Below are 19,234 nucleotides of genomic sequence, written 5' to 3'. Positions count from 1 at the left end.
CTGCTTCGGCTATTATGAGCCCTTTGTTTTATCTGGCCCCACCTGGCCACGCACCTGTCTGTTCAAGGATCCTATGAGCAAGCCCACTGTCGACCCTACCTCGAATACCAAGGCCGGACCTGCCGTCCCGGTCAATTTCCTTCGCCCGATCATCCAGGCGGACCTGGATTCGGGCAAGCACACGCAGATCGTCACCCGTTTCCCACCTGAGCCCAACGGCTACCTGCACATCGGCCACGCCAAGTCGATCTGTGTGAACTTCGGCCTGGCCCAGGAGTTCGGTGGCGTCACGCACCTGCGTTTCGACGACACCAACCCGGCCAAGGAAGACCAGGAATACATCGACGCCATCGAAAGCGACATCAAGTGGCTGGGCTTCGAATGGTCCGGTGAAGTGCGCTATGCCTCCAAGTATTTCGACCAGTTGTTCGACTGGGCCGTCGAGTTGATCAAGGCTGGCAAGGCTTATGTGGACGACCTGACCCCCGAGCAGGCCAAGGAGTACCGTGGCACGCTGACCGAGCCGGGTAAGAACAGCCCGTTCCGCGACCGTTCGGTGGAAGAGAACCTGGACTGGTTCAACCGTATGCGCGCCGGCGAGTTCCCGGACGGCGCCCGCGTGCTGCGCGCCAAGATCGACATGGCCTCGCCGAACATGAACCTGCGCGACCCGATCATGTACCGCATCCGCCACGCCCATCACCACCAGACCGGTGACAAGTGGTGCATCTACCCCAACTACGACTTCACCCACGGTCAGTCGGACGCCATCGAAGGCATCACCCACTCCATCTGCACCCTGGAGTTCGAAAGCCATCGCCCACTGTATGAATGGTTCCTGGACAGCCTGCCGGTCCCGGCGCACCCACGTCAGTACGAGTTCAGCCGCCTGAACCTGAACTACACCATCACCAGCAAGCGCAAGCTCAAGCAACTGGTCGATGAAAAGCACGTGCATGGCTGGGATGACCCGCGCATGTCGACTCTGTCGGGCTTCCGTCGCCGTGGCTACACCCCGGCGTCGATCCGCAACTTCTGCGACATGGTCGGCACCAACCGTTCCGACGGCGTCGTCGATTTCGGTATGCTGGAATTCAGCATCCGTCAGGACCTGGATGCCAATGCACCGCGCGCCATGTGCGTGCTGCGCCCGTTGAAAGTCGTGATCACCAACTACCCGGAAGGCCAGGTCGAGAACCTCGAACTGCCGCGTCACCCGCAGAAAGAAGAGCTGGGCGTGCGCAAATTGCCGTTCGCCCGCGAGATCTACATCGACCGTGACGACTTCATGGAAGAGCCGCCAAAAGGCTACAAGCGCCTGGAGCCGAACGGCGAAGTGCGCCTGCGCGGCAGCTACGTGATCCGTGCGGACGAAGCGATCAAGGACGCCGACGGCAACATCGTCGAACTGCGTTGCTCGTACGATCCGGACACCCTGGGCAAGAACCCTGAAGGCCGCAAGGTCAAGGGTGTGGTCCACTGGGTGCCGGCCGCTGCCAGCATCGAATGCGAAGTGCGCCTGTACGATCGTCTGTTCCGCTCGCCAAACCCTGAGAAGGCTGAAGACAGCGCGAGTTTCCTCGACAACATCAACCCTGATTCCCTGCAAGTACTCACTGGTTGTCGTGCCGAGCCATCGCTTGGCGACGCACAGCCGGAAGACCGTTTCCAGTTCGAGCGCGAAGGCTACTTCTGCGCGGATATCAAGGACTCGAAACCTGGTGCTCCGGTATTCAACCGTACCGTGACCTTGCGAGATTCGTGGGGCCAGTGATTTAAGGGAAACATCGTGCTAACGATCTACAACACGCTCAGCAAGACCAAAGAAGTCTTCAAGCCGCTGGACGGCAACAAGGTGCGCATGTACGTGTGCGGCATGACCGTGTACGACTACTGCCACATCGGCCACGGCCGCAGCATGGTTGCCTTCGACCTGGTGACCCGCTGGTTGCGTTTCAGCGGCTATGACTTGACGTACGTGCGCAACATCACCGACATCGACGACAAGATCATCAACCGTGCCAACGAAAACGGCGAGTCGTTCGACGCGCTGACCGAGCGCATGATCGCCGCCATGCACGAGGACGAGGCACGCCTCAACATTCTCAAGCCGGACATGGAGCCGCGTGCCACGGACCACATCCCGGGCATGCACGCGATGATCCAGACCTTGATCGACAAGGGCTACGCCTACGCCCCAGGCAACGGCGACGTGTACTACCGCGTCGCCAAGTTCATGGGCTACGGCAAGCTGTCGCGTAAAAAGATCGAAGACCTGCGCATCGGCGCGCGTATCGAAGTCGACGAAGCCAAGCAGGACCCGCTCGACTTCGTACTGTGGAAAGCCACCAAGCCGGGCGAGCCGAGCTGGGAGTCGCCCTGGGGCGCCGGGCGTCCGGGCTGGCACATCGAATGCTCGGTGATGTCCACCTGCTGCCTGGGCGAGACCTTCGACATTCATGGCGGCGGCAGCGACCTTGAGTTCCCGCACCACGAAAACGAAATCGCCCAGAGCGAAGCCGCCACCGGCAAGACTTACGCCAACGCCTGGATGCACTGCGGCATGATCCGCATCAATGGCGAGAAGATGTCCAAGTCCTTGAACAACTTCTTCACCATCCGCGACGTGCTGGAAAAGTACCACCCGGAAGTGGTGCGCTACCTGCTGGTGTCCAGCCACTACCGCAGCGCCATCAACTACTCGGAAGACAACCTCAAGGACGCCAAGGGCGCCCTGGAGCGTTTCTACCACGCGTTGAAAGGTTTGCCTGCGGTGGCGCCGGCAGGCGGCGAAGCCTTCGTGGCACGCTTCACCGAAGTGATGAACGACGACTTCGGTACCCCGGAAGCCTGCGCCGTGCTGTTCGAGATGGTGCGCGAGATCAACCGCTTGCGCGAGACCGATATCGACGCAGCGGCGGGCCTGGCGGCGCGTCTGAAAGAACTGGCCAGCGTGCTGGGCGTGTTGCAAATGGAGGCCGATGACTTCCTGCAAGCCGGCGCTGAAGGGCGTGTGGATGCCGCTGAGGTAGATGCACTGATCCAGGCGCGTCTGGCGGCTCGCACCAATAAAGACTGGGCGGAATCCGACCGTATCCGCGACCAACTGACCGCGATGGGTGTGGTGTTGGAAGACGGCAAGGGTGGGACGACGTGGCGGTTGGCTGACTGACCGTTGATAGCTGCACGCTGAATAAAAAAACGCCCCGACTGGTTCGGGGCATTTTTTTGCACTCTCGTTCCCACGCTCTGCGTGGGAATGCATACCGAGACGCTCCGCCTCGCCCGCTCGCCCGAGTGGGGCGGACGCGGAGCGTCCTGGGCGGCGTTACCACGCAGAGCGTGGGAACGATCTGCGCTCCTACAAAAACATCAGCGGCGGCTGCTGACTTCGGCGGGGACGTCATCACCGGCCATGCGTTTGCGGAACAGCGCGGTTCGCGCCAGCAGCAGTGTGGTGACCGGCACGGTGATCGCGAGCAAAATCGGAATCAACCAGCCATGCAACACCGGCCCGGACTTGAGCACCGAAAAGTAGATGATCGACGCCAACGCCACGCTCCACGCCCCCAACGTCGAGGCTAGTGCTGGCGGGTGCATGCGTTGGAAAAATTCTTTCATTCGCAGCAAGCCAATCGCGCCAATCAAGGCAAACAGGCCGCTGAGCAACAGCAACGCCGCCACGATAATTTCAACCCATAACGGCATCATTCAATCACCTCGCCACGCAGCAGGAATTTGGCCAGGGCGAACGAGCCGACGAAGCCGAACAGCGCGATCAATAGCGCCGCTTCAAAGTAAGTGTCGCTGGCATAGCGAATACCCAGGGTCAGCATCATCAGCATCGCCAGGATGTACAAGTAGTCCAGCGCCAGTACCCGGTCCTGGGCCGAGGGGCCTTTGAACAGCCGCACCAGGGTCAGCACCATGGCCAGGGAGAACAGGAACAGGCTGAACAGGATCGCATTGGCGAGCAGGGCGCTCATTCGAAGATCTCCATCAGGGGCCGTTCGTAGGCGTGCTTGAATTGCTGGATAAACGAGGCTTCGTCATCCAGGTCGAAAACGTGCAGCAGCAGGATGCTGCGGTCCAGGGCCAGTTCCGACCAGACGGTGCCGGGGGTCACGCTGGTGATCATCGCCAGCACAGCCAGGCCGTTGGCGTCGCGCAGGTCCAGGGGGATCTTGATAAAGCGCGAGCGCGGTGGGCGGGAGCCGCAGGTGAGTACGCCCCATGCCACGTGCAGGTTGGAGATGATCACATCGAGGCCGACCCGGAAAAACAGGCGGATGATCACCCCAGGGCGGCGGATGCGGATCGGCAGCGGGCGCAGCGGCGCCATCATCAGCGGCGCAAGAAAGCCCAACAGTGCGCCCAGCAGCAGGTTGCCGGGGCTGATCGACAAGTTCAGCACCAGCCACAACACCCATAACGCCAACGACAGCCAGGGAGCCGGGAACAGACGTTTCATGGCTGTACCTCCAGGGCGGCGGCCTTGGCTTCAGGGCTGGGCACTGGCCGGGTCGCGAGCACTGCCATCACGTAGTGTTCCGGGTTGTTCAGGCTTTGGGCGGTGGCCTGGGTGTAGCGCATCAGCGCCTCGGCCTTGAAGGTCAGCGCGATGCTCAACCCCAGCAGCAGGAAGATCGGTACACACTCGTAGCGGCGCAGCAGCGGTGATGGGCGTTCTTCCGGGGTCCAGAAGCGCTGGATGCCGAGGCGGGCGAAAGCGATGAGCGAGGCGAGGCCAGAGAGAATCAGCAGCGCGACCAGGCCCCAGGCCGCCGGGCGGATCGATTCGTCCACGGCGTTGCCCAGGCCCAGTGGGTTGATCAGCGCGCTCAACAGGCTGAGCTTGCCGATAAACCCGGACAGCGGTGGCATGCCGATAATCAGCAGCGCGCAGGCGATAAAGCTCAAGCCCAGGAAGGCCATGGTCCAAGGGATGACCTGGCCGATCACTGCTTTTTGCTCATCGTCCAGGTTCACGCCCGGGCGCGGATGCAGCGATTCCATGGCTTTGGGCAGCGCATCAATCTCCTCATCCAGCGGCAGGTCGTTGGCCGAACGCGAACGCTCGATCAATTCCGCCAGCAAAAATAATGCACTCAGTGCCAGGGTGGAGCTGACCAGATAGAACAGCGCCCCAGCGGTCAGGCTCGGCTGGGCAAACCCTACCGCTGACAGCAGAATTCCGGCCGACACCAGGATACTCAGGCTGGCCATGCGTTCCAGACGCTGCGCCGCCACCATCGCCAGTGCCGCGCAAATGATGGTCGCCATGCCGCCATACACCAGCCAATCGCCGCCAAACAGTGCCGAAGCCCCGGCCTGGCCGGAGAACAGCAGGGTCCACAGGCGCAGCACGGTGTACACGCCGACCTTGGTCATGATCGCGAACATTGCCGCCACCGGCGCGCTGGCCGAGGAATAGGCGGGTGCCAGCCAGAAGTTCAGCGGCCACATGCCGGCCTTGGCCAGGAACGCCGTAGCCAGGATCGCTGCACCGGCATGCAACAGGCCGCGATCGGCCTCCGGCACCAGCGGGATTTTCAACGCCAGGTCGGCGAAGTTCAGCGTGCCGGTGACGCCGTAGATCATCGCCGCGCCGATCAGGAACAGCGACGACGCCAGCAGGTTGATCGCAATGTAATGCAGCCCCGACGACACCCGCGCACGGCCGGAACCGTGCAGCATCAGGCCGTAGGAGGCGGCCAGCAGCACTTCGAAGAACACGAACAGGTTGAACAGGTCGGCGGTGAGGAAGGCGCCATACAGCCCCATCAGTTGGATCTGGAACAGGGCATGGAAGCTGGTGCCCGCACGGTCCCAGCGGGCCATGGCGAACAGCAGCGCGCTGACGCCGATAACCCCGGTCAGCACCAGCATCATCGCCGACAGTTGGTCCACCACCAGGACGATGCCGAACGGCACCTGCCAGTTGCCCGGCAGATACACACCAATCGAGCCGGGGCCGCCTTGTTGCGTCCAGTACAACAGCAGCACGGCAACGCCCAGTCCGGCGATGCTGGAGCACAGATTGATCTGGGCTTTGAGTGGGCGGCGTTTCTCGCCCAGCATCAGCATCAGCCCGGCGGTGAGCAGCGGCAGCAGGATCGGCGCGACGATCAGTTGATTCATCCACGTCATTCCTTGGGCTCCCGGCCGTCTACATGGTCAGTGCCGGTGAGGCCCCGGGATGCCAGCAGCACCACCAGGAACAACGCGGTCATGGCGAAGCTGATCACGATGGCCGTGAGCACCAGGGCCTGAGGCAGTGGGTCGGTGTAGTTGAGCAGGTCTTGGGGCACGCCGTCCTTGATGATCGGCTCCTTGCCGATAAACAGGCTGCCCATGCTGAAGATGAACAGGTTGACGCCGTAGGACAGCAGGCACAAACCCATGACCACCTGGAACGTCCGTGGCCGCAGGATCAACCAGACGCCGGAGGCCGCCAGGACCCCAATGGCTATTGCGATGACTTCTTCCATCAGGCGGCTCCTTCGGTTGCAGCAACCACTTTGGGCTGGTTGCTCGGTTTATGCGCGCGCACCGACTGGTGGCCGAGGGCGGTGAGCATCAACAGGGTCGAGCCCACGACCATGGCGTACACGCCGACGTCAAAGAACAGCGCACTGGCAATATGAATATCGCCCAGTAGCGGCAGGCTGAAATGCCAGGTATGCGTAGTGAGGAACGGGTACCCGGCGAACAGCGCACCCAGCCCGGTCAAGGTGGCTGACAGCAGGCCGAAGCCCATCCAGCGCATCGGCCGCAGGCTCATCTGCGCCTCGACCCACTGGGTGCCGGCGACCATGTATTGCAGGATAAACGCCACCGACATCACCAGCCCGGCGACGAAACCACCCCCAGGTTGGTTGTGGCCACGCATGAACAGATAAAACGACACCACCAGCGCAATCGGCAGCAGCAGGCGCACCAGCACCGCCGGCACCATCATAAAGCCCAGGGCGGTGTCGCTGGCCTGGCGCGGGTTGACCAGGTCGGTGGCCACGTCCGGTGCCAGTTGGCGCTGTTGGGGTGGCAACTCCATGCTTTCCTTGGACGGGCGGAAGCGGCGCAGTAAGGCGTACACGGTCAAGGCCACGGCGCCGAGTACGGTGATTTCGCCCAGGGTGTCGAAGCCACGGAAGTCCACCAGCATCACGTTCACCACATTGCTGCCACCGCCTTCGGGCAAGGCACGGCTTAAGTAGAACGAGGAGATATCGTTGGGCGTCTGGCGGGTCAGCATCGCGTAGGACAACAGCGCCATGCCGCCGCCCACCACAGTGGAGAGCAGCAAGTCACGCAGGCGGCGGATACGCGCCTTGCGCAGCGAGCTGGGCAGGGGTGAGACCTCTTCGATCCGCCTTGGCAGCCAGCGCAGGCCGAGCAGGATCAGCACGGTGGTGACCACTTCCACCACCAATTGGGTGAGGGCCAGGTCCGGCGCCGAGAACCACACGAAGGTGACGCAGGTCATCAGGCCGCACACGCTGACCATGGTCAGGGCCGCCAGCCGGTGGTACTTGGCTTGCCAGGCGGCGCCGAGGGCGCAGGCAATCGCCAGCAACCACAGGGTGACGAAGACGATGGAACCCGGGATTTTCGGGCGGTCGCCCCAGCTGAGGCCACTGTTGATCATCGGGATCATCGCGCCGATCACTGCCAGCAGCACCAACAGGAACAACTGGGTTTGCAGGCGCTTGGTGCTGATGCGTTTCTCGATGCGGCGCACGCCGCGCATCATCACCACCAGGCAGCGCTCGAAACCGCGCTTGCCGTTGAAGTAGCCGATCAGCGGTGGGTATTCGAAGCGGCCACGCTTGAGTTGCTTGCGCAGCATCAGGTACAGCGCCACGCCGCCGGTCATTGCCACCAAGCTCATGATCATCGGCGCGTTCCAGCCGTGCCAGATCGCCAGGCTATATTCCGGTAGCGTACCGCCCACCACTGGCAGGGCGGCAGCGGCGAGGATCGAGCCGACCACCTGGGCCGGGAAAATCCCCACCAGCAGACAGGTGAACACCAACAGCTCGACGGGCGCGCGCATCCAGCGCGGCGGCTCGTGGGGCGTGTGCGGCAAGTCGGTGGCGGGCGGGCCGAAGAACACGTCCACGGTAAAACGCAGGGCATAGGCCACGCTGAATGTACCGGCAATGGTCGCGATCACCGGCAGGGCGATTTCCACCCATTGGGTCGACGAGATAAATACGGTTTCGGCAAAGAACATCTCTTTGGACAGGAAGCCATTGAGCAACGGCACCCCGGCCATGGACGCGCTGGCGACCATCGCCAGGGTCGCGGTAAACGGGATCAGGCGCACCAGCCCACTGAGCTTGCGGATATCCCGCGTGCCGCTTTCGTGGTCGATGATGCCCGCCGCCATGAACAGCGAAGCCTTGAAGGTGGCGTGGTTGAGAATGTGGAATACCGCGGCAACTGCGGCCAGTGGGCTGTTGAGGCCCAGCAGCAGGGTGATCAGCCCGAGGTGGCTGATGGTGGAATAGGCCAGCAGGCCCTTGAGATCGTTTTGAAACATGGCGCAGTAAGCGCCGAGGAGGAGAGTGAGGGCGCCGGCACCGCCGACGATCCAGAACCATTCTTCGCTGCCGGACAGCGACGGCCACAGGCGGGCCAGCAGGAACACGCCGGCCTTCACCATCGTCGCCGAGTGCAGGTAAGCCGAAACCGGGGTGGGCGCCGCCATGGCATGGGGCAGCCAGAAATGGAAGGGGAACTGCGCGCTTTTGCTCAAGGCGCCGATCAGCACCAGGGCGAGCATGACCGGGTACAGCGAATGCGCGCGAATCTGATCGCCCGCCGCCAGCACCTGGTCCAGGTCATAGCTGCCGACGATATGCCCCAGCAGCATCACCCCCGCCAACAGGCACAGCCCGCCGGCGCCGGTGACCATCAGCGCCATATACGCCCCGCGTCGCGCATCGGCACGGTGGTGCCAATAGCCGATCAGCAGGAACGAGAACAGGCTGGTCAGTTCCCAGAAGAATACGATCTGGATCAGGTTGCCGGAGATCACCAAACCCAGCATGGCGCCCATGAACGCCAGGAAAAACGCAAAGAAACGCGGCACCGGGTCGTCCGGCGACATGTAGTAGCGCGCATACAGCGACACCAGCGTGCCGATGCCCAGCACCAGCATCGAGAACAGCCAGGCAAACCCATCCATGCGCAACACGAAGTTCAGCCCCAGGCTGGGCAACCACATGAATTCTTCGCGGATCACGCCACCGTGGGCGATCTGAGGGTAGAGCAGGGCGACTTGAATAGTACCGACCAGTGCCACAAGGCCGGCCAACAGGGATTCGGTGTTACGTGCGTTATGCGGCAGCAAGGCCGCCAGACAGCTGCCGATAAAAGGCAGAAGCAGTAGAACTATCAGGGACATAGGCTTCTAATCTGCGGGAGTTTGGGATGCATCATACGTGCCGCTTTCACGATCACCAAACGGCAAGATGTGGCAGGATCCTACAAGGTAGGCTGAAACCTCCCATTTGGCACTGTTTCAACCTGCCCTTGAATTAAAATGCAGACCTCTGTGGGAGCCGTTATCTGCAGCGACGCCGTACCTGTGGCGAGGGAGCTTGCTCCCGTGACGGGCTGACAGTCGACGCTTATCTCCCTGACACCCCACGATCCAATTGTGGGAGCTGGCTTGCCTGCGAAGACGGCCTGACAGCCGACACCTATCTCCCTGACACCCCGCGATCAAACTGTGGGAGAGGGCTTGCTCGTGAAGGCGGTCTGGCAGTCTAGAAGGTTGGATTGTGTACATATCCATTGCTGCGGTAACGGCTACTTAGGGTTCCGCCTGACGGCGGGTCACTTTGGAAAAGAGCCCCAGAGTAACCAAAGGGCTCTTGCCCCACCACTCGGCACCTCGCTTAGGCTCGGTGTGCCCGAACCCAGTCTTGAATCCGTGGGCCGCCGCCACGCGCCATCCATGGCGCGGGGCGGCTAACCCGGCGTCCTGCCGGGTTACCCACGGATTCAAGCCTGCGCTCGGCCAGCGTGGTTTAACGGAGCGCCTGAGATCAAGATCACAAGCAGATCAAGAGCAAGATCAAGAGCGGCTCGCTTCGCATCGTGGTTACCGTTGATCGCAAACTACCCCTGCCGCTCCTCCTCCAACGCCTCTGCCAACTCAACGGCCTTCTGCCCCTTCGTCTTCAATTCACTCACAATCACCGCCACCACAATCAGCACCGCGCCCAGCATCGCGATCGGTGGGAACCGCTCCCCGGCGATTCGCCCCACAACGCCTGCCCACACCGGCTCACCGGCATAAATCAACGTCGCCCGCGTTGGCGAGACACTCTGCTGTGCCCAGTTCATCGCCACCTGGATCACCGCACTGGTCAAGCCCAGGCCCACGGCACTGAACAGCAACAGCCAGGAAAAACCCGGCAACGCCTCGCCCATGGGCACCACCATCATGAACGACAGCACCGAAGCGGTGGCCAGTTGCACCACGGTCACCCGACGAATATCCACCTGGCCGGCAAATGCGCTGATCAAGATGATCTCGGCCGCTATGGCCACTGCACCGATCAAGGTGGCGATTTCACCCGCGCTGAAATTCAGCGAGGCCCCCGCCGGGCCGGTCAACAGCATCAACCCCGCAAACGCCAACATGATGCCCATGCTGGGCATCAAGCCGGGGCGACGGCCAAGCACCAGCCACTGCAACAGCGGTACGAACGGCACATACAAGGCGGTGATAAACGCCGATTGGCTGCTCAAGATGGTTTGCAGGCCAATGGTCTGCAAACCGTAGCCGAACATGATCGCCACCCCGATAAACACCCCGGCCTTCAATTCGAACAGGGTCAGGTCGCGCAGGGTACGCAAGGAAAAGAACCCCACCACAATCGTCGCTGCCGCGAAGCGCAGCCCCACAAAAAACATCGGCCCGCTGACCGCCATGGCGTGCTGCACCAGCAAAAAGGTGCCGCCCCAGATCATGGTGATCACCACCAGGATGCATTCGGCTTTACTGAAACGGTTGAAACGCGAAGGGGAGTTCGGGGCGGTCATGGCGGCTCGGTCTTGCAAGGGGAAAGCACGGACCGCACAATGCGCCGCACGCTGGGCAGTATACTGCGCACACCCACCTATTGAGCAATATAGTGCACAAAGAAAATCCGCAACGGGCTTCGGTCCTGCAGCACGTCAGCCAGAACGTTCGTCGCCTGCGCCATGCCGCCGACTTGAGCCAGACCGCGCTCTCGGAAAAATCCGGTGTCAGCCGGCGCATGCTGGTGGCGATAGAAGCGGGAGAGAAGAACGTCAGCCTGTCGACCCTGGACCGTGTCGCCGAAGCGTTGGGCGTGGCGTTCAGTGATCTGATTCAGGCGCCGGATGTGCGCGACCACAGCCGTATCAATGAGCTGGCCTGGGCGGGCGAGATTGTCGGCAGTAAGGCGGTGTTGCTGGCCAAGGCTACGGCACGGCGTGAGGTCGAATTATGGGAGTGGCGGCTGGAGCCCGGTGACCGTTATTGCCCGGACCCTGACTTGGAAGGGTGGAGCGAACAACTGTTTGTGTTCGAGGGCAGCCTGACGCTGGTGATAGGTGATCAGGAAAATCTCATCGAGGCTGGAGAGTTCTTTATGTTCGCCAGCCACCAGCCCCATGCTTATCGCAATGATGGGAATGCGGCGGTACGGTTTGTTCGAAATGTGGTGATTTGAGCAACAATAAGGGCGAACTGGCATGAGTGAATCCACCCGCGTTGCAGATGTACTGATCATCGGCGGTGGCCTGAGCGGCACGATGCTGGCCGTGCAACTGCTTCGCCTGCCGGGCACGCGGCGTATCCTGATAGTCGAACCCCGTGCTGAGTTGGGGCGCGGCGAAGCCTACAGCGCGGTCGAACTGGGCCATACGCTGAACGGCAATGCGGCGCGTATGAGCGTTGACCCGGACAATGCCGACGACCTGACCCAATGGCTCACCGACTACATCAGCGCCGGCGGATGGCCCGAGTCGAACCAACAGCATGTGCCTATCAGCGAGCTGTTCCCGCCACGGGGGCTATTCGGCTTGTACGCGCAGCAGCGTCTGGCACAAGCCAAGGCGCTTTCTACATCGAGCGTCGAGCACATCCGCGCCGAAGGGGTAGACCTGCAAGTCGATGCCACCTCGGTGTTGTTGACCCTCGATACTGGCGAGCAACTGCGCGGCGCCTGTGCGGTATTGGCCACCGGCATGTTCCCTGCTGCGCGCACTCCGCAGACCGAGTCCACAGGATTGAATGCCGCCGCGTTGGACCCTTGGGATGTACCCGCGATGACCCGGCTCGACCCACAATCGACCGTGCTGATCATCGGCTCGGGCCTGACCATGGTCGATGCCGTGGTCTCCCTGGAGCAGGCCGGGCATCGCGGACCTATCGAGGTTTTTTCGCGGCACGGCCTGTTGCCCCATGTACGCCGGCAACCGCCGAACTGGGACGACTTCCTCGCCGCCGACCACAGCCTGAGCAGCCCCCGACAATTGCTGCGTGAGGTGCGACGCCAATGCCAGCTCGCGCTGGCGCAAGGCACAGACTGGCAGGCGCCGCTGGACACGGTGCGCGGGCATATCGCGCGGCTGTGGAGCCAGGCCAGTGAGGCCCAGAAGCGCCAGTTCGTTCGGCATGTACGGCCTTGGTGGGAAAGCCATCACCACCGTTCGCCGCCCTTGAGTGCGCAGTTGGTAGCGCGGTTGCAGGGGCAAGGGCGGTTGCGGATTCAGGCGGCGTCGTTCAAGGGCGTGATGCCTTCGCAGAAGGGGGTTGCCATTGCGGTGCGCTACCGTGGCGAGGATGTGAACACCAAGATGTTGGGCGCTGCGCTGATCAACTCCAGCGGCATCGAATACGACTGGCGCCGGGTGGCCCGTCCTTTACCGCGGCAACTGCTCAAGCGCGGGTTGATCCAACCTGGGCCGCTGGCGCTGGGGATTGCGGCGGATTCAACGGGGGCGGTGCTGGATGCTCGCGGCGAGGTCAGCCAGCGACTGTTCGCCATGGGGCCGCCGTTGCGGGGCATGTGGTGGGAGAGTACGGCGGTGACCGATGTGGCGCTGCAGGCCAAGGCACTGGCCGCCAGGCTGACACAGCGCTGAATGTTAGAGCTGGCATTGATTGCCCCAATGCAAGTAACCGGTAATCTTGTGGCGAGGGAGCTTGCTCCCGCTGGAGTGCGAAGCGCTCCCAGGATCTTGGGGCCGCTGCGCAGCCCAGCGGGAGCAAGCTCCCTCGCCACAGTGCAGCGTTCCCACATCTGGATCGAGGATCAGTGATTGATTCCCCCGACCCTCACCAACCCCGCTTCAAGCCCAAACACCTCAACCCCCTGCGGCGTCGATTGCCCGGTGGTGACTTTTACCCGCTGCACCGGTTTATCCATCGCCGTCCGATACTCCACCGTCATGTCCGCCTGGATCGCCTGGCTGGGAATCACGATCGCCTGGTCATTGTTATAAGTGACAATCGTCAACCTCGCACTCATGCCCAGGCGCACCCGCTGCAACTGCTGGGGCGTCAGGGTGGGGATCGACAAGGTCACCGGAAACTGCGCACTGCCCTGGCTGTCGCTGGCGATGGCCAGGCCGCTGACCACGCTGACTGAACCTGTCAGCCGCTCGCCATCAAAGCCATCGCCCATGACTTCAACGGTCTGGCCCTGACGCAGCTGGTTGATATCCAGCTCTGAGACCTTGGCCACGATTTTCAAGCGTTCGATATTGGCCAGCCCGAACAGCACCTGGCCCTGGCTGACCTTGCTGCCGGCCTGCACCGGCGCGTTGTTATTGCCGCCACCTTGAGCGGTACTGGTGCTGCCGGGCGCCGGTACCACGATGCCGGAGAAGGGCGCCTTGACCTCCTTGCCTTCGAGCAGTGTTTGCAAGGCTTCGTACTTCACCGTGGCATTGGTCAGCTCCATTTCGGCGATCTGCCGATATTCGCCCTGGCCTTGGTCCAGGGCTTGTTGCAGCTCACTACGCGCCGCCGCCAAGTCCAATTGCTGTTGTTGGGTTTGCTGTTTGAGGTCATCCAGTTCGTTGCGCGGGATGATGCCGCGCTTGAACAGGTTTTCGCTCTCGGTGAGTTTGCGTTGGGTGTTGCCCGCGGTCATTTCAGCGGTGCGTAAACTGCGACGGGCGCGGCTGACGGTGGGGCTGCTGCCCCAGTCCTGCATTTCCTGCACGGTGCGTCGGGCCTTGAGTTGCGCGGAGAGGGCGTCGCGCAGCTGTACTTCAAGCGTCGCCGGGTCCATGCGCAACAGGACTTGGCCGGCCTCAACACGCTGGCCTTGTTCGACCAGGTTGGCCAGCACATTGCCGTCGAACGGCGCCGTCAGGACGACGGTGGTGTCAGGCTCGATCTTGCCCACCAGCCCGATCTGGTGCACCAACGGGTCGGGCTTTACGGCCAGCCACTGTTCGCCTGTACCCGCCTGCTCAGCCCCGCTGCGTTGACTGAGCAGGGCGGCGGCCGCGCCGGCCAACAGCAGGAACAAGGCAACGGCCAGCAGGGATTTTTTATTAGTAGTCATTAAGGGCAATTTCCCAACTTTCCAGCGTCATGCCCAGGGTCAGATCAAGCTGGGTCTGGGCGTTCAAATAAGCGATCAGCGCATTGAGCTGGGCGTTTTCGGCGTTGCGCAGGTCGGTCTCGAAGCTCAGCACCTGAAAGTTGGTGGAGCGCCCGGCGCTGAGCTTTTCCCGCTCGATCTCGATCTTGCGCCGCGACAACTCCACGGCGCGCTTGGATATTTCATATTGGCGCCAGCGGGTGCCAAGGTCACGTACCACATTGTTGACGTTGCGCTCCAGCTCCTGGCGGGCGTCGGTAATGCGGATTTCCTGGTCTTCTACATTTACCCGTGCTCGCACTTCGGCCTGGCGCGTGCTGATATCGCCAATAGGGATTTGCACTTGCACCCCGGCGTAACTGTCCCAGGTGCGGTTATTGTTATGGCCGTTGTCGTTATCGGTGGCGGCGCGTATCTGGTTGGCGCCGGCGACCAGGTCCACTTGCCAGCGCCCGGAATCCTTGGCGATCACCAGGTCGAGGTCGGCCTGTTGGCTACCGAGCAGGGCAGCGAGGTATTCCGGTTGCTGGTTTTGCGCGAGGTTGAAGGCCTGCCGCTTATCGATCTCCATGGGGGTGGCTTCCAGTGCCTCGGTGGCACGCACCGGTGTCGACAGGTCCAGGGCCAGCAGGCGCAGCAACGCCAGGCGGCTGGTGTCGAGTTGGTTGCGCGCTTCCTCCACGCCTAATTGCTGGGTGGCGATATCGGCTTCGGTCTGCACGATCTCGAATTCGGCCATGCGCCCGGCGCTGATCAGCGCTTTGTTCACCTCCAGTAAAGTATTGGAGCGTTTGAGCGCTTCCTGGACGATCACCAACTGTTCCTGGGCGCGCAACAATTCGCGGTAGGTGGCGATGATCTGGCTGATGGTCTGCGCCACGGTGGCCTTGAGGTTCAGGCGGTTGGCCTGCTCGGCCAGGCGCGACAGGCGCAGCGGTGCGGTGGTGGCATCCCAGCCGGCCCCGCGCATCAGCGGTTGGATAATCGCAAGGTCCAGGCCGTCGCTGCGGTAGCGGCCGGCGCGGTTGGCGTTGTTCAACTGCTGGGTCCAGGCCATGCTCAAGCGCGTGCCGTATTCGCCGAGCAGGCTGCTGGTGGGCGCGACGTTGGCGTTGCGCGCATTGTCTTGGGAGCCGCGGGTGCTGCGGTAATAGCTGTTGAGGGTGAGTTTGGGGTTGAACACGTCTTCGGCCACGCGCAGGTCGAACTTCTGCGCCACCCGTTGCAGGTAGGCGCTGCGGATCGCCGGGTTATTACGCAGGCCCAGGTACACCGCGTCCCCCAGGGTCATGGTGGTGGCCTGGGCATTCAGCGAGACGCTACGCTCGTAGCCGCTGCGGGTAGTGCTGGGTGCCTGAGGGTTGATCACTACGTCGGCGGCCATGCCCGGCAGGCTGGTCAGCATGAGCAGTGCCAGGTACTTATTCATCGCGCAGGGCCTCGACCGGCTGCAAGCGTGAGGCCGACACCGCCGGGTAAATGCCAAAGAACAAACCCACCAGCAACGTGCTGCCCACGCCCAGGGGCAGGGCAGCCACTGCCAACGCAAAGGCCCAGCCCGACAGCCACGCATACAGCCAGGCAGCGGTCATGCCCAGGACTGCGCCGCACAGCGCACCCACGGCGGTGAGAGTGACCGCTTCGAGCAAAAACAGGTTGCGGATATCCCGCTGGCGCGCGCCCAGGGCCATGCGGATGCCGATCTCACGGCGGCGTTCCGAGACGTTCATCAGCATCACGTTCATCACCCCCACACCGCCGCCTACCAGGGAGATCGCGCCGAGGGCCAGGAGTAGATAGGCGAAGGTGCGGCTTTGGCGGGTCATGCCATCGATCATTTGCTGGGGCACCGTGATGTCGACGCTATGGTCGCTGAGCTGGGGTTGCAGCGCGGCGGCGGCGTCCCTGGCGATACGTTCCATGTCCTGTCCCGGCGCTGCGCGAATGATCAGGTTGTTGATCTGCGGGTTGGCGTAGATGCGGCGCATGCCCTCGGCGGGAATAAACAACGATTCGTTGGCTTGCACCGGCATCAGCATGGCCCTGGGCTGGTTGTGCAGGATACCCACCACCAGAAACAGGTAATCGTTGATACGCACACGGTCGCCCAGCTGCAGCGGGTCACCTGGCGCGCCAAGGGCCTGGGCGAGTTGGTCGCCGATCACTCCGTAGGTTTCGTTGGCGTCGAAGGGTGACAAGAAGCGCCCCTCACGCAGCGCCAGGCGCATGGCGTCCTGGATACCCGCAGTACTGCCGACAAAGTTGGCATTGGCGGTCCGCCCATGAAACACAATGGGCCCGCTGAACAGGCTGAGCGCGCCGATATGGGCAATGCCCGGCACTGCCCGGCGTACCGCATCCAGGTCGAGCTGGGTGCGCATCGGTACGTTGATGCTGCCCTTGGGCGGGAACTGGGCGATGAGGGTATCGGTACCCATGTCCTTGAAAATCATCGCCGCATCCACCGCCGCGTTGTGGCCGATATTGATCAGCGCCACCACCGAGGAACTGCCGATGACGATCCCCAAGAGCGCCAGGATCGAACGCTTGCCCAGGGTACGCAGGCTGATAAAGGCTTCATGCAGCAGTTGGCTGAGGCTCTGCTCGACCCGCAGGCTCATGGGCGCCCAGCCTCATGCACCACGCCGTTGCGCACCAGGATCTTGCGCTCCAGGCGCTCGGCAATGTGGGGGTCGTGGGTGACGATGATCAGCGTCACCTGTTGCTCGCGGTTGAGGTTCAACAGCAGGTCCATGATCTCTTGGGCGGTAGTGCCGTCGAGGTTGCCGGTGGGTTCGTCGGCCAGGATCACCGAGGGCTTGCCGACCAAGGCGCGGGCAATGGCCACACGTTGACGCTGCCCACCGGAGAGGTCTGCGGGGCGATGGTGGGCGCGTTCGGCGAGGCCGACTTGTGCGAGCATGCGCTGGGCGTGTTCCACCGATTCATGCCGCGACACGCCGCGATAACTCAAGGGCAGCGCGACGTTGTCCAGGGCACTGAGGCGTGGCAGCAGGTTGAAGCTCTGGAACACGAAACCGATCTGCTGGTTGCGGATCGCCGCCAGCTCATCGGGAGTGGCGTTGAAAATATCGTGGCCGGCAAAGTGGTACTGGCCGCAGTTGGGCAGGTCCAGCAGGCCGAGGATATTGAGCAGGGTGCTTTTGCCGGAGCCAGAGGCACCGAGAATGCCGCAGCTGTCACCGCTGGCGATGGACAGGCACACGTCATTGAGAATGCTCAATTCTTGCCCGGCGAGCTGATAGCGCTTACCGATGCCTTGCAGGGAAATCAAACCGGGTTGCGCGGGGGTCTGTGTCATCATGACTACGCCTGCAGTCTCGACGGTACCGCCTTGCTCCCCGAAACTCCTTGTAACAAGTTCAGAAGCTGCCTGTAGCCGTCACGGACTGGTTTTATTTCTTGTTTTTAAAATATTGTTTGAATAGTAACTGCCTTCCTGACGCTTCGCCAGCCGTCGAGGTAGAGCGGTTTTACCGGTTGAAACGATTTTCTCAGCGGGTATCAGAGGTGGGTAAAACCCCTACGATTTGCCTCAAAAGCCCGGATATAAGGGCTTTGCATGATATGGCGGAGTGTCACTACTTGCTTTCGACGGGCCGCCCCGGTATAAAAAATCAAATTATTTTTTAAAACAATATTTCCGCCGTGGAACCCATATGGTCGCGAAGAAACTCAGCGCTCCAAACGTTACCAAGACTCGATTGCTGGATGCGACAGAGGCTCTTTTCATCAAGTACGGCTATGACGCCGTGTTGCTACGGCAGATAACCGAGCGTGCCCAGGTCAACCTGGCGGCGGTGAACTACCACTTCGGGGACAAGGACTCCCTGATGAAAACCTTGCTGATGCAGCGCCTGGAGCCCCTCAACGAGCAACGCCTGGAACTGCTGGCGCGCTGTGAAGCCGAATCCGATGGCCCGCTCGATTGCGACACACTCCTGGGCGTGCTGTTTGCCCCGGCCATGGGCCTGGAGCGCAGCGACCCGGCCAGCGGGGAAGGGCGTTCGTTCATTCGCTTCCTGGGCCGGGTCTACAGCGACACCTCGCCGTTTATCCAGGAATACCTCAAGGTCCATTACCAGCCGGTGTTCCAGCGCTTCTTCGAAGCCTTCGCCCTGGCCCTGCCGGATTTGCCACGTAATGAACTGGGGGTGCGCCTGCAATTTGCCCTCAAGGCCATTTCCGGGGTCATGGCAGGCACCGAACTGCGCCTGCTGATGAACTCCATGAGCCTGGGCCGCCCGGCCACGGATGCCGAGGTGATGGCCAAGCTGATCACGCTGGTGTCGGCGGCGATTCGGGTGCCGCAGCAAAGCCAGGAAGCCGAAACGGCACTGGCCAAGGTGCTGGAAACCCAGCGCGCCCTACGCGAACACCACGCCCTGTAGGAGCGAGCTTGCTCGCGAAAAACGTCAACGATAACGCGAGCATTCTGGCTAACCGCGGCGTCATTGCGTTGTTCGCGAGCAAGCTCGCTCCTACAGAGGTTGGCCCTTTTTCGGAGCCAAAAAACAGGCAAAAAAAAGCCCGCTGGGGCGGCGGGCTTGATATGCAACGTTTGTAACGGATGAGGCTTCACACTACGTCTCGGCTTGTGAATAAAA

At 62.1% G+C, this 19,234-nt stretch carries 17 protein-coding genes; 6 read left to right on the top strand and 11 right to left on the bottom strand.

Annotated features, from left to right (window positions below):
- Positions 1–73 precede the first annotated feature (73 nt).
- Together BT204_RS06775 and cysS are read left to right on the top strand one after the other, a co-directional pair.
- Positions 74–1,774 (top strand): glutamine--tRNA ligase/YqeY domain fusion protein, encoded by a 1,701-nt coding sequence (locus tag BT204_RS06775; protein WP_003192174.1) that lies wholly within the window; start codon positions 74–76, stop codon positions 1,772–1,774.
- A 15-nt stretch (positions 1,775–1,789) separates the two neighbouring features.
- Entirely contained in the window at positions 1,790–3,172 is a 1,383-nt protein-coding gene (cysS, locus tag BT204_RS06770; protein ID WP_034127906.1) for a cysteine--tRNA ligase, read from the top strand.
- 200 nt (positions 3,173–3,372) lie between these two features.
- Here cysS and BT204_RS06765 read toward each other — a convergent pair whose 3' ends face one another.
- From BT204_RS06765 to BT204_RS06730, 7 genes are all read right to left on the bottom strand, one after another.
- Entirely contained in the window at positions 3,373–3,711 is a 339-nt protein-coding gene (locus BT204_RS06765) for a Na+/H+ antiporter subunit G (RefSeq protein WP_034127905.1), read from the bottom strand.
- Entirely contained in the window at positions 3,708–3,986 is a 279-nt protein-coding gene (locus BT204_RS06760) for a K+/H+ antiporter subunit F (protein ID WP_003192168.1), read from the bottom strand. The genes BT204_RS06765 and BT204_RS06760 overlap by 4 nt, the downstream gene beginning before the upstream one ends.
- On the bottom strand, positions 3,983–4,471 hold the full coding sequence (locus BT204_RS06755; RefSeq protein WP_014718934.1) for a Na+/H+ antiporter subunit E: 489 nt from the start codon (positions 4,469–4,471) through the stop codon (positions 3,983–3,985). The genes BT204_RS06760 and BT204_RS06755 overlap by 4 nt, the downstream gene beginning before the upstream one ends.
- Positions 4,468–6,150, bottom strand: a complete 1,683-nt coding sequence (locus BT204_RS06750) for a monovalent cation/H+ antiporter subunit D (protein ID WP_072446064.1) — start codon at positions 6,148–6,150, stop codon at positions 4,468–4,470. Before BT204_RS06750 ends, BT204_RS06755 begins: the two co-directional genes overlap by 4 nt.
- The gene (locus tag BT204_RS06745; protein ID WP_003192163.1) at positions 6,147–6,491 is read right to left on the bottom strand and encodes a Na+/H+ antiporter subunit C; all 345 of its coding nucleotides are present in this window, start codon (positions 6,489–6,491) and stop codon (positions 6,147–6,149) included. Before BT204_RS06745 ends, BT204_RS06750 begins: the two co-directional genes overlap by 4 nt.
- Positions 6,491–9,412, bottom strand: coding sequence for a monovalent cation/H+ antiporter subunit A (locus tag BT204_RS06740; protein ID WP_072446062.1), 2,922 nt, complete (start codon positions 9,410–9,412; stop codon positions 6,491–6,493). The genes BT204_RS06745 and BT204_RS06740 overlap by 1 nt, the downstream gene beginning before the upstream one ends.
- A 719-nt stretch (positions 9,413–10,131) precedes the next feature.
- Positions 10,132–11,061 (bottom strand): DMT family transporter, encoded by a 930-nt coding sequence (locus tag BT204_RS06730; protein WP_072446060.1) that lies wholly within the window; start codon positions 11,059–11,061, stop codon positions 10,132–10,134.
- 92 nt (positions 11,062–11,153) lie between these two features.
- On the opposite strand from BT204_RS06730, the gene BT204_RS06725 reads away from it, so the two are divergent.
- On the top strand, positions 11,154–11,717 hold the full coding sequence (locus BT204_RS06725) for a helix-turn-helix domain-containing protein (RefSeq protein WP_057974919.1): 564 nt from the start codon (positions 11,154–11,156) through the stop codon (positions 11,715–11,717).
- 22 nt (positions 11,718–11,739) lie between these two features.
- Entirely contained in the window at positions 11,740–13,134 is a 1,395-nt protein-coding gene (locus tag BT204_RS06720; protein ID WP_072446058.1) for an FAD/NAD(P)-binding protein, read from the top strand.
- 170 nt (positions 13,135–13,304) lie between these two features.
- On the opposite strand, the gene BT204_RS06715 is transcribed toward BT204_RS06720, so the two are convergent.
- Genes BT204_RS06715 through BT204_RS06700 form a run of 4 tightly spaced genes read right to left on the bottom strand, consistent with a single transcriptional unit; the run spans position 13,305 to position 17,931 of the window.
- On the bottom strand, positions 13,305–14,567 hold the full coding sequence (locus BT204_RS06715) for an efflux RND transporter periplasmic adaptor subunit (protein WP_072446056.1): 1,263 nt from the start codon (positions 14,565–14,567) through the stop codon (positions 13,305–13,307).
- Positions 14,557–16,035, bottom strand: a complete 1,479-nt coding sequence (locus BT204_RS06710) for a TolC family protein (protein WP_072446054.1) — start codon at positions 16,033–16,035, stop codon at positions 14,557–14,559. Before BT204_RS06710 ends, BT204_RS06715 begins: the two co-directional genes overlap by 11 nt.
- Complete coding sequence (locus BT204_RS06705) at positions 16,028–17,227, bottom strand: ABC transporter permease (protein WP_072446052.1); 1,200 nt, start codon at positions 17,225–17,227, stop codon at positions 16,028–16,030. The genes BT204_RS06710 and BT204_RS06705 overlap by 8 nt, the downstream gene beginning before the upstream one ends.
- Positions 17,224–17,931 carry an ABC transporter ATP-binding protein gene (locus BT204_RS06700; RefSeq protein WP_072446050.1) on the bottom strand — a complete coding sequence of 236 codons (708 nt, stop codon included), beginning with the start codon at positions 17,929–17,931 and terminating at the stop codon, positions 17,224–17,226. The genes BT204_RS06705 and BT204_RS06700 overlap by 4 nt, the downstream gene beginning before the upstream one ends.
- Positions 17,932–18,286: 355 nt before the next feature.
- On the opposite strand from BT204_RS06700, the gene BT204_RS06695 reads away from it, so the two are divergent.
- Positions 18,287–19,018, top strand: a complete 732-nt coding sequence (locus BT204_RS06695) for a TetR/AcrR family transcriptional regulator (RefSeq protein ID WP_034127895.1) — start codon at positions 18,287–18,289, stop codon at positions 19,016–19,018.
- A gap of 8 nt (positions 19,019–19,026) precedes the next feature.
- Complete coding sequence (locus tag BT204_RS28075; RefSeq protein WP_175550959.1) at positions 19,027–19,194, top strand: hypothetical protein; 168 nt, start codon at positions 19,027–19,029, stop codon at positions 19,192–19,194.
- Positions 19,195–19,234 lie beyond the last annotated feature (40 nt).

Origin of the sequence: Pseudomonas sp. NFPP02, from assembly GCF_900119355.1 — a bacterium.
Lineage (GTDB): Bacteria > Pseudomonadota > Gammaproteobacteria > Pseudomonadales > Pseudomonadaceae > Aquipseudomonas > Aquipseudomonas paracarnis.
Note: the sequence above shows the minus strand (reverse complement) of the source record. Positions and strands in the feature narration are given on the sequence as shown.

Coding starts and splice junctions, on each gene's coding strand:
- BT204_RS06720 (WP_072446058.1), top strand. CDS start 11,740: ATGAGTGAATCCACCCGCGTTGCAGATGTACTGATCATCGGCGGTGGC.
- BT204_RS06765 (WP_034127905.1), bottom strand. CDS start 3,711: ATGATGCCGTTATGGGTTGAAATTATCGTGGCGGCGTTGCTGTTGCTC.
- BT204_RS06775 (WP_003192174.1), top strand. CDS start 74: ATGAGCAAGCCCACTGTCGACCCTACCTCGAATACCAAGGCCGGACCT.
- BT204_RS06740 (WP_072446062.1), bottom strand. CDS start 9,412: ATGTCCCTGATAGTTCTACTGCTTCTGCCTTTTATCGGCAGCTGTCTG.
- BT204_RS06705 (WP_072446052.1), bottom strand. CDS start 17,227: ATGAGCCTGCGGGTCGAGCAGAGCCTCAGCCAACTGCTGCATGAAGCC.
- BT204_RS06695 (WP_034127895.1), top strand. CDS start 18,287: ATGGTCGCGAAGAAACTCAGCGCTCCAAACGTTACCAAGACTCGATTG.
- BT204_RS06700 (WP_072446050.1), bottom strand. CDS start 17,931: ATGATGACACAGACCCCCGCGCAACCCGGTTTGATTTCCCTGCAAGGC.
- BT204_RS06745 (WP_003192163.1), bottom strand. CDS start 6,491: ATGGAAGAAGTCATCGCAATAGCCATTGGGGTCCTGGCGGCCTCCGGC.
- BT204_RS06760 (WP_003192168.1), bottom strand. CDS start 3,986: ATGAGCGCCCTGCTCGCCAATGCGATCCTGTTCAGCCTGTTCCTGTTC.
- BT204_RS06750 (WP_072446064.1), bottom strand. CDS start 6,150: ATGACGTGGATGAATCAACTGATCGTCGCGCCGATCCTGCTGCCGCTG.
- BT204_RS06710 (WP_072446054.1), bottom strand. CDS start 16,035: ATGAATAAGTACCTGGCACTGCTCATGCTGACCAGCCTGCCGGGCATG.
- BT204_RS06730 (WP_072446060.1), bottom strand. CDS start 11,061: ATGACCGCCCCGAACTCCCCTTCGCGTTTCAACCGTTTCAGTAAAGCC.
- BT204_RS06755 (WP_014718934.1), bottom strand. CDS start 4,471: ATGAAACGTCTGTTCCCGGCTCCCTGGCTGTCGTTGGCGTTATGGGTG.
- BT204_RS06715 (WP_072446056.1), bottom strand. CDS start 14,567: ATGACTACTAATAAAAAATCCCTGCTGGCCGTTGCCTTGTTCCTGCTG.